13 protein-coding genes and 3 pseudogenes are annotated in these 13249 nt (G+C 72.3%); 9 read left to right on the top strand and 7 right to left on the bottom strand.

Translation table 11 applies throughout. From position 1 onward, the window contains the following. Positions 1–198: 198 nt before the first annotated feature. Both HBO46_RS15835 and HBO46_RS20885 read left to right on the top strand, forming a co-directional pair. Complete coding sequence (locus HBO46_RS15835; RefSeq protein ID WP_166133405.1) at positions 199–1515, top strand: PP2C family protein-serine/threonine phosphatase; 1317 nt, start codon at positions 199–201, stop codon at positions 1513–1515. 536 nt (positions 1516–2051) lie between these two features. After that, positions 2052–2390: pseudogene (locus HBO46_RS20885) on the top strand (hypothetical protein); the annotation flags it as partial. A gap of 187 nt (positions 2391–2577) precedes the next feature. Here the strand turns inward: HBO46_RS20885 and HBO46_RS15825 are convergent. The 4 genes from HBO46_RS15825 to HBO46_RS15810 form a co-directional block, all read right to left on the bottom strand. After that, on the bottom strand, positions 2578–3522 hold the full coding sequence (locus HBO46_RS15825; protein ID WP_166133401.1) for a 3-carboxyethylcatechol 2,3-dioxygenase: 945 nt from the start codon (positions 3520–3522) through the stop codon (positions 2578–2580). Further along, a complete protein-coding gene (gene mhpA, locus HBO46_RS15820; protein WP_166133399.1) occupies positions 3519–5246 on the bottom strand; it encodes a bifunctional 3-(3-hydroxy-phenyl)propionate/3-hydroxycinnamic acid hydroxylase MhpA in 1728 nt (575 codons plus the stop codon). The genes HBO46_RS15825 and mhpA overlap by 4 nt, the downstream gene beginning before the upstream one ends. 12 nt (positions 5247–5258) lie before the next feature. Beyond that, on the bottom strand, positions 5259–6119 hold the full coding sequence (locus tag HBO46_RS15815) for an alpha/beta fold hydrolase (protein WP_166133397.1): 861 nt from the start codon (positions 6117–6119) through the stop codon (positions 5259–5261). Positions 6120–6228: 109 nt separating this feature from the next. Beyond that, positions 6229–6912 carry an IclR family transcriptional regulator gene (locus HBO46_RS15810; protein ID WP_207950212.1) on the bottom strand — a complete coding sequence of 228 codons (684 nt, stop codon included), beginning with the start codon at positions 6910–6912 and terminating at the stop codon, positions 6229–6231. 130 nt (positions 6913–7042) lie between these two features. Here HBO46_RS15810 and HBO46_RS15805 point away from each other — a divergent pair, with 130 nt between their 5' ends. Continuing rightward, positions 7043–8446, top strand: coding sequence for an MFS transporter (locus HBO46_RS15805; protein WP_166133393.1), 1404 nt, complete (start codon positions 7043–7045; stop codon positions 8444–8446). 71 nt (positions 8447–8517) lie between these two features. After that, positions 8518–9543 carry a formylglycine-generating enzyme family protein gene (locus HBO46_RS15800; RefSeq protein WP_166133391.1) on the top strand — a complete coding sequence of 342 codons (1026 nt, stop codon included), beginning with the start codon at positions 8518–8520 and terminating at the stop codon, positions 9541–9543. A 19-nt stretch (positions 9544–9562) separates the two neighbouring features. On the opposite strand, the pseudogene HBO46_RS15795 reads toward HBO46_RS15800, so the two are convergent. Together HBO46_RS15795 and HBO46_RS20620 are read right to left on the bottom strand one after the other, a co-directional pair. Next, a pseudogene (locus tag HBO46_RS15795) lies at positions 9563–10012 on the bottom strand (DUF2867 domain-containing protein); the annotation flags it as partial. A gap of 15 nt (positions 10013–10027) precedes the next feature. Beyond that, positions 10028–10201: a hypothetical protein gene (locus HBO46_RS20620; RefSeq protein WP_224769148.1), complete on the bottom strand. Its 174-nt coding sequence runs from the start codon at positions 10199–10201 to the stop codon at positions 10028–10030. A 133-nt stretch (positions 10202–10334) separates the two neighbouring features. Between HBO46_RS20620 and HBO46_RS15790 the strand changes: the two genes are divergently transcribed. The 4 genes and pseudogenes from HBO46_RS15790 to HBO46_RS15780 all read left to right on the top strand — a co-directional run bounded on the left by HBO46_RS15790 (position 10335) and on the right by HBO46_RS15780 (position 11977). Next, positions 10335–10961 (top strand): TetR/AcrR family transcriptional regulator, encoded by a 627-nt coding sequence (locus HBO46_RS15790; protein WP_166133389.1) that lies wholly within the window; start codon positions 10335–10337, stop codon positions 10959–10961. Positions 10962–10988: 27 nt separating this feature from the next. Beyond that, a pseudogene (locus tag HBO46_RS20880) lies at positions 10989–11246 on the top strand (mycothiol transferase); the annotation flags it as partial. 22 nt (positions 11247–11268) lie between these two features. Further along, positions 11269–11364: a mycothiol transferase gene (locus tag HBO46_RS20775; protein WP_341805259.1), complete on the top strand. Its 96-nt coding sequence runs from the start codon at positions 11269–11271 to the stop codon at positions 11362–11364. Between the two features lie 70 nt (positions 11365–11434). Further along, complete coding sequence (locus HBO46_RS15780) at positions 11435–11977, top strand: TOPRIM nucleotidyl transferase/hydrolase domain-containing protein (protein ID WP_166133387.1); 543 nt, start codon at positions 11435–11437, stop codon at positions 11975–11977. An 8-nt stretch (positions 11978–11985) separates the two neighbouring features. Here HBO46_RS15780 and HBO46_RS15775 read toward each other — a convergent pair whose 3' ends face one another. Then, positions 11986–12324: an HNH endonuclease gene (locus HBO46_RS15775; RefSeq protein ID WP_224769147.1), complete on the bottom strand. Its 339-nt coding sequence runs from the start codon at positions 12322–12324 to the stop codon at positions 11986–11988. Positions 12325–12420: 96 nt separating this feature from the next. Here HBO46_RS15775 and HBO46_RS15770 point away from each other — a divergent pair, with 96 nt between their 5' ends. Further along, the gene (locus HBO46_RS15770) at positions 12421–13230 is read left to right on the top strand and encodes a GNAT family N-acetyltransferase (RefSeq protein ID WP_224769145.1); all 810 of its coding nucleotides are present in this window, start codon (positions 12421–12423) and stop codon (positions 13228–13230) included. Positions 13231–13249: the final 19 nt, after the last annotated feature.

Here is a 13249-nt window from a genome sequence, read left to right as displayed (position 1 = left end):
TGGGCGAATGCTCGGGCCAGAAGGGTCCAGGACGATGGTCGCCTGGCCGGCCGCGATGAAGATGGCCGGTGCCGTGCTGCGGGCCAAGGCGGGCCAGGCACCCCACGGGCCTGATCCGCTCGTACGACGTCGGGTGGCGCGCGTTCGGGAGGTGACCCTGCCGGAGTCGTCGCGTCGTGGCGTCGATACGCTCCCACGATGGTGCGTCGGCGCAGACTCGCAGACGTCAGACGGTTCATCGCGGCAGCGGAGGCGGCCTCGCCGGTCGAGGCGGTGGATCAGGTGGCGCGCGAGCTCGGCCTGGCGTTCGACGCGGCCGCGGTGTCGTTCCTCATCGCCGACCTGTCGGGGCGGGCGCTGGTGCGCCTGGCGCACGTGCCGCTCGCGCCCAGCCGGGGAACCGGACACGATCCCGCGCTGCTGCGCGAGCGCCGCGACGACGAGGAGTCCGCGACGGTCCTCCCGTTCGACGGGGGACCAGGAGAGCAGGCGGTGCGCACCCAGGCGGTCCAGGTGCTCGCGCCCGGTGATGCGGGGGCAGACAGCGACCTGGCGCACCTGTGGCGAGTGCTGGCCCCGGTGACCGAGCGCGGCGAGTCGATCGGGCTGCTCGAGATGTTCTTGCCCGACGAGCCCGAGCAGGCGGTCGTCGCCGAGCTGGCCGAGCTGGCGCATCTGCTGGCGTTCGTCGTCATCGCCAACCGCCGGCACACTGACCTGTTCGACTGGGCGGAGCGCAGTCAACAGTTCAGCCTCTCCGCGGAGATCCAGCAGCGCCTGCTTCCGCCGGCTCGCACGTGCGAGGCGGCGTCGTTCACCCTCGCCGGTTGGCTGGAGCCGGCCGCGGACATCGGGGGAGACACCTTCGACTACAGCCTGGCGCGGGACTGGCTGCACCTGTCGTTGACCGATGCCATGGGCCACGGCGTCGACGCGGCGCTGACGGCCAGCATGTGCCTCGGTGGACTGCGGGGCGCGCGCCGCCGGGGCATGTCGTTGATCGAGCAGGTGGCGCTCACCAACGATGCGTTGGCGCAGCACGCCGTCAGTCGCGACGGCGAGGACTTCGTCGCCGGCCTGATCGGGCGCGTCGAGCTCCAGACCGGCCGCCTCGACCTCGTCAACGCCGGCCACGTGCCGCCGTACCTCCTGCGCGCGGGGGAGCTGACCCTGCTGGACTGCGACACCGACCTGCCGCTCGGGATGTTCGCGGAGAGCGGCTACGCCAGCACGCAGGTGACCCTGGAGCCCGGGGACCGGATCGTCTTCGTGACCGACGGGATGCTCGAACGCAACGCCGCCGACGTCGACCTCCCCGGCGCGATCCTGGGAACCGAGGACCTGCACCCGCGCGAGGTCGTCCGGGCGCTGGCCGACACCGCCCTCGCGGCCGCCGGGCACGCCCTGCAGGACGACGCCACCGTGCTCGTCCTGGACTGGCACGGCAGGCACGAGGGATCCAGGACGGCCGCCTCGGGAGCCGACCCGTCTCGGGCGAGCGACCCGCTTCCGTAGCCAGCCCGGCGCTTGAGGTGATCCTCGCCGCGGCGGGGCCGGTCTCAAGGCGCTCGCTGCCGAGCGCGGCCCGGCCCGCCGTGCCCGGCGCCAAGGGGTACCGCGAGCCCACGCAGACGGAAGGCTCCTCGCGCTCGACGCGTGTGACGGTCACGCCCCCGACTGTCGGTGGCCACGCATACGGTTGAACCAGTGGCAGCACCCCTCTCGACTCCGTCTCGGGAGGCTCCGATGGCCGATTCGGCTCATCCCTACCTCGCCGATGTGGGCTGCGTGAGTGAGTTCCTCGACAAGCTGGCGGCGCGGGATCCGGTGTTCTTGTCACTGGCGGAGAAGCGTCAGGCGTTGTTGATGAGGGCGAAGGTCTGCACCCGCGCCCAACCGCTGCGGGCGCGGGTGATCGCGTGTGCCGAGGACGTCGCGGACGCTGACGGGCACCGCGACGTGCGCAGCGGCTCGGGATCGCCTGCGAGCAGCACTTCCACCACCTCGGCGAGGCGCTGCTGGCCGGGCACCTCAGCCTCGATCAGGGCCACGTGATCGCCGCCGCCCTCGACGACCTCGCCGGGGCCGGCACCCTGGTCGACGCCACCGCCACCGGGTGGTCCGAGGTCCTGGACCGGGCCGAGACCCACCTGGTCGAGCGGGCCGCGGACTTCGGTCCCCGCGTGTTGCAGCGACTGGGTGAGCGGATCCTCGAGGTCGTCGCCCCCGCGTGGGCCGAGCAGCTGGAGGAGCGCCGTCTGCGCGAGGCCGAGCGCCACGCCCGGCGGCGTACCTGGCTGAAGACCCCACGCCTGGGCGACGGGACCGCGCTGATCAAGGCCCGCGTCCCCGAGGCCACGGCGCTGCGACTGACGACCGCCCTGGAGGCGTTCACCAACCCCCGCCGCACCGCCGACGCACCCGCGGCGGCTGGCGCGGATGACGGGCGACGAGTGCCCTACGAGCGGCGATCGGCGCGCCCGACAGCGACGGAGCCCCCAGATGCGAAACACCCGGGGCCCGCGCGAGCGGGCCCCGGGTGTCGTTCCGACCGACCGGGCGGGGGGAGGGGGGACCTCAGTCGGCGGTGCGCGCCGTCATCACGCCGAAGCCGGCGATGTACTCCCGGATCGGGCGGTAGTACGACGAGGCGACCTCATAGCTCCCGGCCGCGCCGAGGGCGGCGAAGGCGGCCACCCAGGTGCGGACCTCGTGTGCGGAGTTGCCGGCGTCCTTGGCCATCTGCTCCGGCGTCATCGCGTCGATGGGGGAGAGGTCGCCCGAGGCGAGCACGTCCATCAGGGCCCGGTCCCACTCGGGGTTGAGGTCTCGGATGGTCGCGGTGCCGGCGGCGAACGCCTTGCCCGTGTCGATGACGCGCTGCTGGCGGGCGTCGCGGGCCGCGGCCGTGGGGTGGCGGCCGTTGAGCAGCAGGGCCCGCTGGTCGTCGTTGGCCGTGGCCCACTGCGGCACCGGCGGGTCGTGGGAGAGCCCGCCCGAGCCGATGACCAGGACGCGCTCGTCCTCCAGCGTCGCGAGGAACGAGCCGATCGCCTCGCCGAGCTTGCGCACCCGCGACATCTTCACGAACGGCTTGGCGACGCCGTTGACGAAGACCGGGATGGTCGGCACGGCGTCGATGCCGCCGAAGAGGATCTCCAGGGGCTGGATGGCGCCGTGGTCGAGCTCCATCCTGCGGGAGATCGCGACGTCGAGGTCGCGGTCGGCGACCCACTCCGCGAGCCGCTCGGCGAGACCGGTCGGGACGACCAGCGGGCCCTCGGCGGTGTCGTAGTCGCCGACCCCGAGCGCCTCGTAGCCGATGCAGAACGGCGGCATCAGGTCGTAGAAGAAGCCGTTGTAGTGGTCGGGCGCGAAGGCGACGACCAGCGTGGGCTTGAAGTCCTCCACGAACGCGCGCGCGGTGGCGAACGCCGCGTCGACCTCGGCCTTGACCTCGGGCGCCGGGTCGTTGAACTCCAGCAGCGGGCTGTGCGACATGCAGACCATCGCGAGGGTCATGCGAGGACTCCCTTCGAGGAGGTGACGGGGGACAGCGACGCCGCCTCGACGACGGCGGCCAGGGCCTGGGAGGCCTGCTGGTTGAGCGCGGCCGCGGCGATGAAGTGGTCGGGGCGCAGGATGACCAGGCCGCAGGAGCGGACGTCGAACCAGCGCTTGAGGGCGCCGGAGGTGTCGCCCACCACGGTGACCGGAGCGGGGGAGTCGGCGTACTGCTTCTCGGCCCACTCGCGCTGCGTCTCGGGGATGAGGCTCAGCAGCTTGACGCCGTGGCGGCGCACCAGCTCCAGGTCCTCCGCGGAGAGGTACGTCGTGGGGTTGGTGCCCCAGGTCGCCAGCGCCCACCAGTCGCCGGTGACGTCGTCGAGCAGCACGTCGCGGGCGTCGGCGGTGTTGACCCGCGGCTGGATGAACTGCAGTCCGACCGGGGAGGCCGAGCCGGGGGAGTCGACGAACGGCGCGAGGCGCGAGCCCTTGAAGCTGGCCCGGGCGGTGCCCGGCTCCATCGTGACCTGGTCGACGACGACGCCGGCGGCGTACCGCGGCATCGGCTTGAACCGCAGCTCGGTGAAGTACGACTTCCACGTCGGCACCAGGTTGAGCGCCGAGGCGGCGCGGTCGCGGATCCAGCCGCCGAGCGGCTTCATCTTCATGACGGTGCCGGCCGTCATGTTGACGTCGATCATGTCCGAGACGTGCTGGTGGCGCTCGAGGGTGTAGGTGTCGAGCAGGGTCTCGGCGGCGTCGTCGTTGAGCACGGCGGTGAGCTTCCACGCGAGGTTGGTCGCGTCGCGCATGCCGGAGTTCCAGCCTTGGCCCAGCCACACCGGCATCAGGTGCGCCGCGTCGCCGGCGAGCAGGACGTTGCCCTTGCGGAAGTCCGAGGCCACGCGACCGTGGTGGGTGAAGGTGCGCTGGTTGATGATCTGCAGCGCGTCCGGGTCCGGCACGAAGCGCGAGAGCAGGCCGTTCATGAACTCGCGGTCGTCGCAGAGCTCGGTCGCCTCGTCGTCGTGGAGCATGAACTCCCAGCGGCGGATCCCCTGCGGCAGGCCGATGGAGACGTAGGGACGCTCCGGGTCGGCGCCGAGGTAGACGTTGGGGGCGCCGATCGGGTCGTTCTCGACGTCGACCACGACCCAGCGGGTCGAGGGCGACTTGCCCACGAACTCCACCCCCATCCACTTGCGGGTGAAGGAGCTGCCGCCCTCGCAGCCCACGACGTAGCGCGCGGTGAAGGAGGCGGTGCCGGTGACGGCACCCTGCTCGTCGACGGTCTCGGCGGTGACGCTGACGTGGTCACCGTGGTCCACGAGGTCGATCACGCGGTGCCCGAAGTGCAGCGAGGAGTCGGCGAAGCGGTCCAGGCCCTTGGCGAGCTCGCGGTCCACCACCGGCTGGTTGAAGCCGTGCTTGCGGGGGAAGCCGAACTCCTGCGTCTGCGGGTCGTTGGTCGCCAGGACCTGGCCCTTGCCGTTGACGAGGCGCACGACGTGGTGCGGGACGGTGAACTGCTCGATCTGCTCCCACAACCCGGCGGTGCGCAGGGTGCGGATCGCCTCGTCGTCCAGGCCGACGCCGCGCGGGTAGTCGATGAGCTCGGTGCGAGCCTCGAGGACCGTCGCGCGATGACCGCGCAGGGCCACGAGGTTGGCGAGGGTCAGCCCGACCGGGCCGGCGCCGATGACGAGGACGTCGGTGTCGAGGTGTGAGGTGGCGGTCATCGTGGCGCCCCGTCAGTTGTGACGCAGGAAGTCGACGACGAGGCGGTTGAACTCCTCGGCGTGCTCGATCATCGCCCAGTGGCCGCAGTGGTTCAGCAGCACGGCACGGGAGTGGGGGATGTTGGCGAGCAGCCAGAGGGTGACCTCGTAGGACAGGACCCGGTCGTCCCTGCCGTGGATGAGCAGCGCCGGGGTCTGGATCTCGCGGATCTTCTCGCGGTCGACCTTGATCGGGATCGGCGCGCCGTGGGCCAGGCCCTCGACGTAGTTGGCCAGGTGGTCGGGGCGCGCGAGTGCGGCCTCGGAGCGGGCCTCGGTGAGCTCGGGGGTCGCGAAGCGTGCGTTGTCGTAGGTCATGATCTCGACGAGCGCCTTCATGTTCTCCGGGCTCGCGTCCTTGTAGGCGCGCACCAGGACCTTGAGGCCCTCGCTGGGGCCCCCGGAGGGTCCGAAGAGGCTGGCCTGCCCCTTGCCGAGCGAGGCGCCCATGGTGACCAGGTGGGTGATCCGCTCGGGGTGCAGCGTCGCGAAGCGGACGGCGGTGTGCGCGCCCATCGAGTTGCCCACCAGGGCGGCCCGCTCGAGGCCGAGGGCGTCGAGCAGCTCGATCAGGTCCTTGTCGTGGTCCATGTCCTTGGTCGCGACCGCGTCGGAGTCGCCCCAGCCGGGCATGTCCGGGGCGATCACGTGGAACCCGGCGTCGGCGATGGCGCCGATGTTGCCGGAGAAGTTCGACCAGCCCGTCGCGCCGGGGCCCGAGCCGTGGAGCAGCACGACGCTCGCCGCGTCGGCGTCGCCGGCCTCGTAGTAGCGGACGTGGGTGCCGGAGGACAGCACCACGTCGCGGGCGGCGGATTCCTTCGTGAGGGACATGCGGGCTCCTGTGCGTTATTTACACGTTGCTGGTCGATAGTTGCACGACACGATGCGTAAAAGGGCACCACCCGCGTCCGGGGGTTGTCAAGGGTCTGAGCGGAATCGCTCAGGAGAGAGCGGCGGAGATCCGCTCGGCGGCCGCCATCAGCCGCGGGGCGGCCGAGTCCGCCACCTCGGGGCGGTAGGTGATGAGGTTGAGGCAGGCGGTCGGCATGCCCTCGGCCAGCGACAGTGGTACGGCGACGCCGTACGCGCCGGGCTCGACCTCGCCGAAGGTGGCGGCGTAGCCGCGGGCGCGCGACGTGGTGACCTTCTCCGCCTCGCCCGGGGCCGGCGGGGCGGCGGCGAGGAGGGCCACGCCCGCGGCGCCGCGGCCGAGCGGGTGGCGGGCGCCGGCGCGGAAGGAGAGCACGTAGCCCGATGCGGGCGGTTCGATGACGGCGAGTGCCACCGCCTCCTCGCCCTCGGTGACGAGGAGGGAGATCGTGGCGCCGAACTCGCCGGCGAGCTCGCGCATGAACGGCTCGGCGATCGAACGCAGGGTGCCGTGGACCCCGGTGGCGAGTGCGGCGAGGCCGGCGCCGGGGCGGTAGCGGCCGTCGGCGCTGCGAGCGACCAGGCGCGCGTCGGCCAGCGTGGAGAGGATGCGCGAGGCGATCGAGCGGTGGACGTCGAGCTCGGCGGCGATCTCCTGGATCGTCGCCCCGTCGCGTGCGACGGCGACCAGCTCGAGGGCGCGCAGCCCGCGGGCGAGCGTCTGGGCTCCGGGTGCGGGTCGGCTGTCGCTCACGCTCGGCACCCTAGACGAGGGGCGTTCCGCGGTGATTGGGGGTTGACAGGTGGGACCGCTGGCCCGACTCTTGCTCGTTAGATGCACGGGGTCGTGCATTTAATACACACGTAACGGCAGGAGCTCCCCCGTGCAACTCACCGACGCTATTCGGCGCAACCCGATGAGCCCGTACCAGTGGGTCATCGTCGGGCTGTGCATCCTGCTGACGATGGTCGACGGCTACGAGATCCTGGTGACGGCCTTCACGCTGCCGGCCATGACCGAGTACTTCGACCTCGGCAAGGGGCAGCAGGGCCTGGTCGCCTCGTTCGGCACCCTGGGCATGGGCATCGGCGCGATCTTCCTGAGCCCGCTCGCGGACCGGATCGGGCGCCGCAAGCACATCCTGTTCTCGCTCGCGCTGATCGTGGTGGGCATGGTCCTCGCCGGCCTGGCCACGTCGTTCGAGTCGTTCCTCGCCTTCCGCTTCTTCGGCGGGCTCTTCCTGGGCGGCATCGTCCCGAGCGTCAGCGTCCTGGTCGCCGAGTACTCCAACCAGAAGCGCCGCGGCGCGGTCATGGGGCTCTACGGCATCGGCCTGCCGCTGGGCGCGGCGATCGGCGGCTTCCTCTCGGTCGCGCTCATCGACGCCTTCACCTGGCGCGGGCCCTACTTCTTCTCCGCGATCATCACCGCCGTGCTCCTCGTCGTCACCTGGCTGGTGCTGCCCGAGTCGGTTGACTTCCTGGTCGAGAAGCGGCCCGCCGGCGCGCTGAAGGCCTACAACAAGATCGCCGCCAAGATCGGGGCCCAGCAGGCGACCGAGCTGCCCGCGCCGCGCGGCACCGGCGCCCAGCGGGGCGGCTTCGTGGCGGGTGCCCTGCGCGGGATCATGCTGCGCCGCACGATCCTGCTGTGGATCGCCTACTCGCTGATGATCGCGGCGTTCTACTTCGCCAACAGCCTGACCGCCAAGCTGGTCACCGAGGCCAGCGGCAACGCCGACTTCGGCATCACCGCCCAGGCGCTCGTCGCCGCCGGCGGCGTCATCGGCGCCCTGCTCTTCTCCCTGGCCGCGCGCCGCATCCACCCGCGCGTCGTGACCGCCATCATCGGGTTCCTGGGCTTCGGCATCTTCTTCGCCTTCGCCGCCTTCTTCGACGACAAGACGATGGTGCTGGTGCTGGCCGTCCTGGTCGGCCTGGCCGTCAACGGCGGCGTCGCGGCGTACTACGCCATCAGCCCCTCGATCTACCCGATCGCGATCCGGGCCGCGGCCGTGGGACTGATGATGGGCCTGGGGCGCGCGGTGGCGTTCTTCGCCCCCAACCTCGCGACCTTCCTGCAGGGCCAGGGACTCACCCCGTCGGGGCTCTACCGCGTGTACGCCGTCATCCTCGTGCTGTCCGGCGTGGCGGTGTACCTGCTGCACGCCACCTACCGCGGCGCGCACAGCCGAGACGCCATGGACGAGGAGGACGACACCGCCAACGCGGCGTACGACCTCGCGGAGACCGAGCGTTCGGCCCGCGTCGTGGACGCCGTTCGCTGAGCGGAGGTCGGCGGGGGCGGCCGTCCCGGACGTCGCGAGAAGGTGTCGGTGGGCGTGCGTACGATCTGCCCATGACGAGCGACCCGGCGAGCGCGGCCCCGGCGAGCGTGGGCACGGCGTGCTGCGCACCGGCGGGTACGGCGACCGGCACCACGGGCCGGTCGCCGCACCCCGCCGAGGCGGTGCCGCAGGGCGCGCGCAGCACCCGCGGCCAGGTGCGCATCCCCGCCGGCTCCTTCGCGATGGGGGATTCCCACGGGGACGGCTACCTCGGCGACGGAGAGACGCCGGTGCACCAGGTCGAGCTCTCGGCGTACCTCATCGATGCCAAGGCGGTCACCAACGCCCAGTTCGCGGCGTTCGTGAAGGCGACCGGCTACGTCACCGACGCCGAGCGCGACGGCCTCTCGGCCGTCTTCCACCTCGCGGTCGAGGCGGGGCCGGCCGACGTGCTCGGCCCCGTCGCCGGTACGCCGTGGTGGCGGGCGGTCCGCGGCGCCGACTGGCGCCACCCGGGCGGGCCGCGGTCGAGCACCACCGACCTGCAGAACCACCCGGTCGTGCACGTGAGCTGGCGCGACGCGCAGGCCTACTGCCGCTGGGCGGGCAAGCGGCTGCCCACCGAGGCGGAGTGGGAGCGCGCCGCCCGCGGCGGGCTGGACCGGGCCCGTTACCCGTGGGGCGACGAGCTGCACCCGAAGGGCCGGTGGCGCTGCAACATCTGGCAGGGCCGGTTCCCCGAGGTCAACACCCTCGAGGACGGGCACCTCACCACCGCGCCGGTCACGGCGTACCAGCCCAACGCCTTCGGCCTGCACAACACCGTCGGCAACGTGTGGGAGTGGTGCCAGGACACCTTCCGGCCCACCGAGTACGCCGACCGCGCCGCGGCCGGTGACCCGGTGCTCGACCCGCTCGCGCCCGAGGGCGACGTGGCGCCGGGCGAGGAGGGCGGGGTGCCGCGGGTGATGCGCGGTGGGTCCTACCTGTGCCACGACAGCTACTGCAACCGCTACCGGGTCGCCGCGCGCTCCTCCAACACCGCGGAGTCCTCCGCCGGCAACATCGGCTTCCGCTGCGCCAACGACGCCGGCTGAGGGGCGGGTTAGGGGCGGGTTAGGGGAGCTGCGGGTCCGGGCTGGTGCTCGCGCCGAGACCGAGCAGCTCTGCCCGGTCGCGCCAGGCGCGCTCCCACTTGCGGGTCAGTGCGGGGTAGACGATGACGTAGCGGAACGGCTTGATCGTGGCCATGTACAGCCGCCCGAACAAGCCGTTGGGCTTCACGAGGGCGGCCATTCGCAGCTCGTACCCGCCCTCGGTCGTCCGGACCCAGCCCAGGTGGCACAGGTCGTGGACGGTCTTGTTCGCCAGCTCGATCACGCACTCGTCGGGCAGCTCGTACACCATCGTGAACGGCGTGTTCGGCACCGGCGCCCCGGCCCCCTCCTGGCGCAGGTCTTGGGGGAGTCGGTCGCGCAGCGACACGACCCGCTGCGCGATGCCCTCCCGAGGCGTGTCCCACCCGAGGAGCGCGCCGAGTCGCCAGCGCACCGCGAACAAGAAGCGGACCGCGGGCGGGTTCTAGTTCAGGCCGCCTGCGACGCGCAGCGCGGCGAGCATGATCGGGAAGTCGTCGGGCCCGGCGCCCGGCGTTCGATAGGCCCACACGTCCTCGACCTCGAAGTCCGGGGCGATCTCGTGGATCCGCCACGGGCGGCTGGTGTGCTCGGTAGCGGGCAACTGGTTCGACCTCATCATACGAACGTACGCGCATGTATGTATATCGTCAACGACCCCGGCGAGCGCGTGCGAAGACCCGGCACTTGCGTGCGTAGGCGTCGGTAGGATCACGCTCGAGGCGGACGGGGTAGTGGGAGGTGGCGGGAGCATGAAGCGAGCGGCAGCACGTCGTACGCAGGTCGAACGTCGCGCTGTGACGCGTCAGGCCCTGATCGAGGCTGCGGCACGCGGCCTGGCGACCTTCGGCTACGCCAACCTGGTCCTGGAGCAGGTCGCCAGGGACGCCGGGTACACGCGCGGCGCGCTCTACCACCTGTTCGCCAACAAGGAGGAGCTGACGCTCGCCGTGGTGACCTGGGTGAGCGAGACGTGGGACGCCGAGGTGCGCCAGCCCGCGCTCCGCGCCGAAGATCCGCTCGCCGCGCTGCTCGCGATGGCGCGGGGTCACGCGCTCTACTGCCGCCGTCATGTCGGCGCCACGGTGATGCTGACCCTGCGCGTCGAGTTCGCCGGCCAGGATCACCCCGTCGGGCGGGGGATGGCGCAGACCTATGAGCAGCTTGAGCGCGAGTGGGCCGCGCTGGTCTCGGCGGGTCGGCGCAACGGCTCCATCCCGGCCGGGCCGCCGGCGAGGCTGACCGCGGCGGCTCTCCTCGCCGTCCTCGAGTCGGTCGCGATCGAGGTGGCCGGGAAGGCGCCCCACGACGTCGAGCTCGTCCGGCGAGGCGTGCTGGGCCTCCTCGGCGTCGCGCCGCTCGACGCGCCATCGAGCTAGCGCACACGCTTCCCTGCCGGGCTCACCGCGGAGGAGGTCCGCCGGTCCCTCGTGCCGTCGCGCACGACCCTGCTGGGGCTCGTCAAGCACGTGACCTACGTCGAGAACGGCTGGTTCAACCAGGCGCTGACCGGCCGCAGCCTCGCCGAGCTGGGCGCCCCGGCGACCCCGGACCGCTCGTTCGTGCTGCGCGCGAGCGACACCATCGAGTCGGTGCGCACGGCGTACGACGAGGTGTGCGCGGAGTCGCGCCGCCTGAGCGCGGGCCTCGCTCTCGAGAAGGAGGTGACGGGGCGGGGAAGGCACGGTGTGGGTGATCCACGTGCACATGCTGCGCGAGCTCGCCCAGCATTGCGGGCACGCCGACATCCTGCGCGAGCAGGTGCTCGCCGCCCGGGGCTGAGTCCGCCGCCGTCATCGGTGGCGCCGGACCTGGCGCCGCACCGGCACACTGGCGAGGAGACAATGGCGCGGTGCCCCGCCCCATCACGCTGCTGGTCGAAGGTGCGTCCGACCAGGCCGCCGTCCTCGCTCTCGCCCCTCGCTTCGGAGTCGACCTGGACGCCGAGCAGATCACCGTCACCGTGATCGGCGGTGCCGGCAACCTCGGCCGCGCGATCGCCGAGGCGGCCGCGCTCGGCCACCGCGTCGGCGGGCTGTACGACGAGAAGGAGGAGCGTTTCGTCGCCGGCGCTCTCAACCGCCAGGAGGGCGAGGACCTCACCCGGCAGGGTTTCTTCGCCTGCCGTCCCGACCTCGAGCTCGAGCTCGTGCGCGCCATCGGCGCGGCGGGGATGACCCCGCTGCTCGAGGCGGGTGGTGACCTCAAGACCTTCCGCAACTTCCAGGACCAGCCCGCCTACCGCGACCTCGAGGTCCTCGAGCAGCTGCGCCACTACATCGCCGCGTCCGGTGCGAGGAAGGCCAAGTACGCCGCGCTCATGGCGGAGGCGGTGGCCTTCGAGTCCGTGCCGGAGCCGCTCGAGGGCCTGCTGAGCTGGATCTGGAGCGCCTGAGGCGCCCCTCAGTCGCTGAGTGCGCGAGCGATGGTCAGCTGGCGGGCCAGGAACGCGGGCTCGTCCAGGCGCTTGCGGCGCATCCAGGTGGTCACCTCGGTGTTGCACTTGCTGGCGTTGCACGAGGCGCAGGCCGGCACGACGTTGAGCAGCGTGTAGCGGCCGCCGCGCGAGATGGGCAGCATGCAGTCCTTCTGCAGCGCGGCGCCGTCGCCGTCGCAGTAGGCGCACCCGCCCCAGGCCTCCATCAGCGCGTGCCACTGGGCGTCGGTGAGGTCGTGCTCGACCTTCGCCATCCGGGTGCGGCGCCGCTTGGCATAGGTGGCGGAGCGGCGGCGTGGAGGCACCGGCGCAGCCTAGCGATCGGCGGGCGCGCGTCGTACCGCCGCCATGGGCGCCGACTCGCGCAACCATTGGCGCCGACTCGCGGGAGGATGGGGGGCGTGGCGGACGAGGTGCTGGAGAAGGCGGGACTGCTGGCGGCGTACGACGACCAGTTGCGCACCGATTCGGAGGCGATCGGGGCGAGCGCGCGGGTGCGGGTGGGGCCGCTGCACCTGCTGGAGTTCCCGGGCGAGCGCGGGTTCGTGACCTACCGCGACCTGGGCGAGGGCAGCGACGAGGAGCTGCGGGCGCGGCTGGTGGAGTGGGTGCCGCGGGTGCTCGAGCACTTCCGCGAGCGCGGCGTGCGCCACCTGGAGTGGAAGACCCGCGGGCACGACCGGGCGCCAGGCCTGCACGACCTGCTCCTCGCGCACGGCTTCGAGCCGGCCGCGCAGGAGTCGGTGATGGTCGGCGAGGCCCGGCTGCTGGCGCTCGACCTCGCCCTCCCGGACGGGGTCACGCTGCGCCGGGTGCACGAGGAGGCCGACGTCCGTGCGGCGTGCCGGATGCTCGACGAGGCCTTCGGGGACCCGGTCTCCGAGCGGACCGCCGAGGCCCTCCTGCTTCGCCTGGCCAGCGGCGACGGCACCGAGCTGTGGGTGGCGGAGGCCGACGGCGCGATGGTCTGCGCCGGCCGCCTCGAACCGGTTCCGGACAGCGACTTCGCCGGGCTCTGGGGCGGCGCGACGCTGCCGCCCTGGCGCGGCCGCGGGATCTACCGGGCCCTCACCGCGGCCCGGGCGCATTCGGCGCTCGCCCTGGGCCGCACCCTGCTGCACAGCGACTCGACCGAGTTCTCCCGGCCGATCCTGGAGCGCGCCGGGCTGGTCCGGGTCACCACGACCACGCCCTACGACATCACCCTCTGAGCAGGCTCACCGGGCTCAC

The organism is Nocardioides ochotonae, assembly GCF_011420305.2.
GTDB lineage: Bacteria > Actinomycetota > Actinomycetes > Propionibacteriales > Nocardioidaceae > Nocardioides > Nocardioides ochotonae.
Note: the sequence above shows the minus strand (reverse complement) of the source record. Positions and strands in the feature narration are given on the sequence as shown.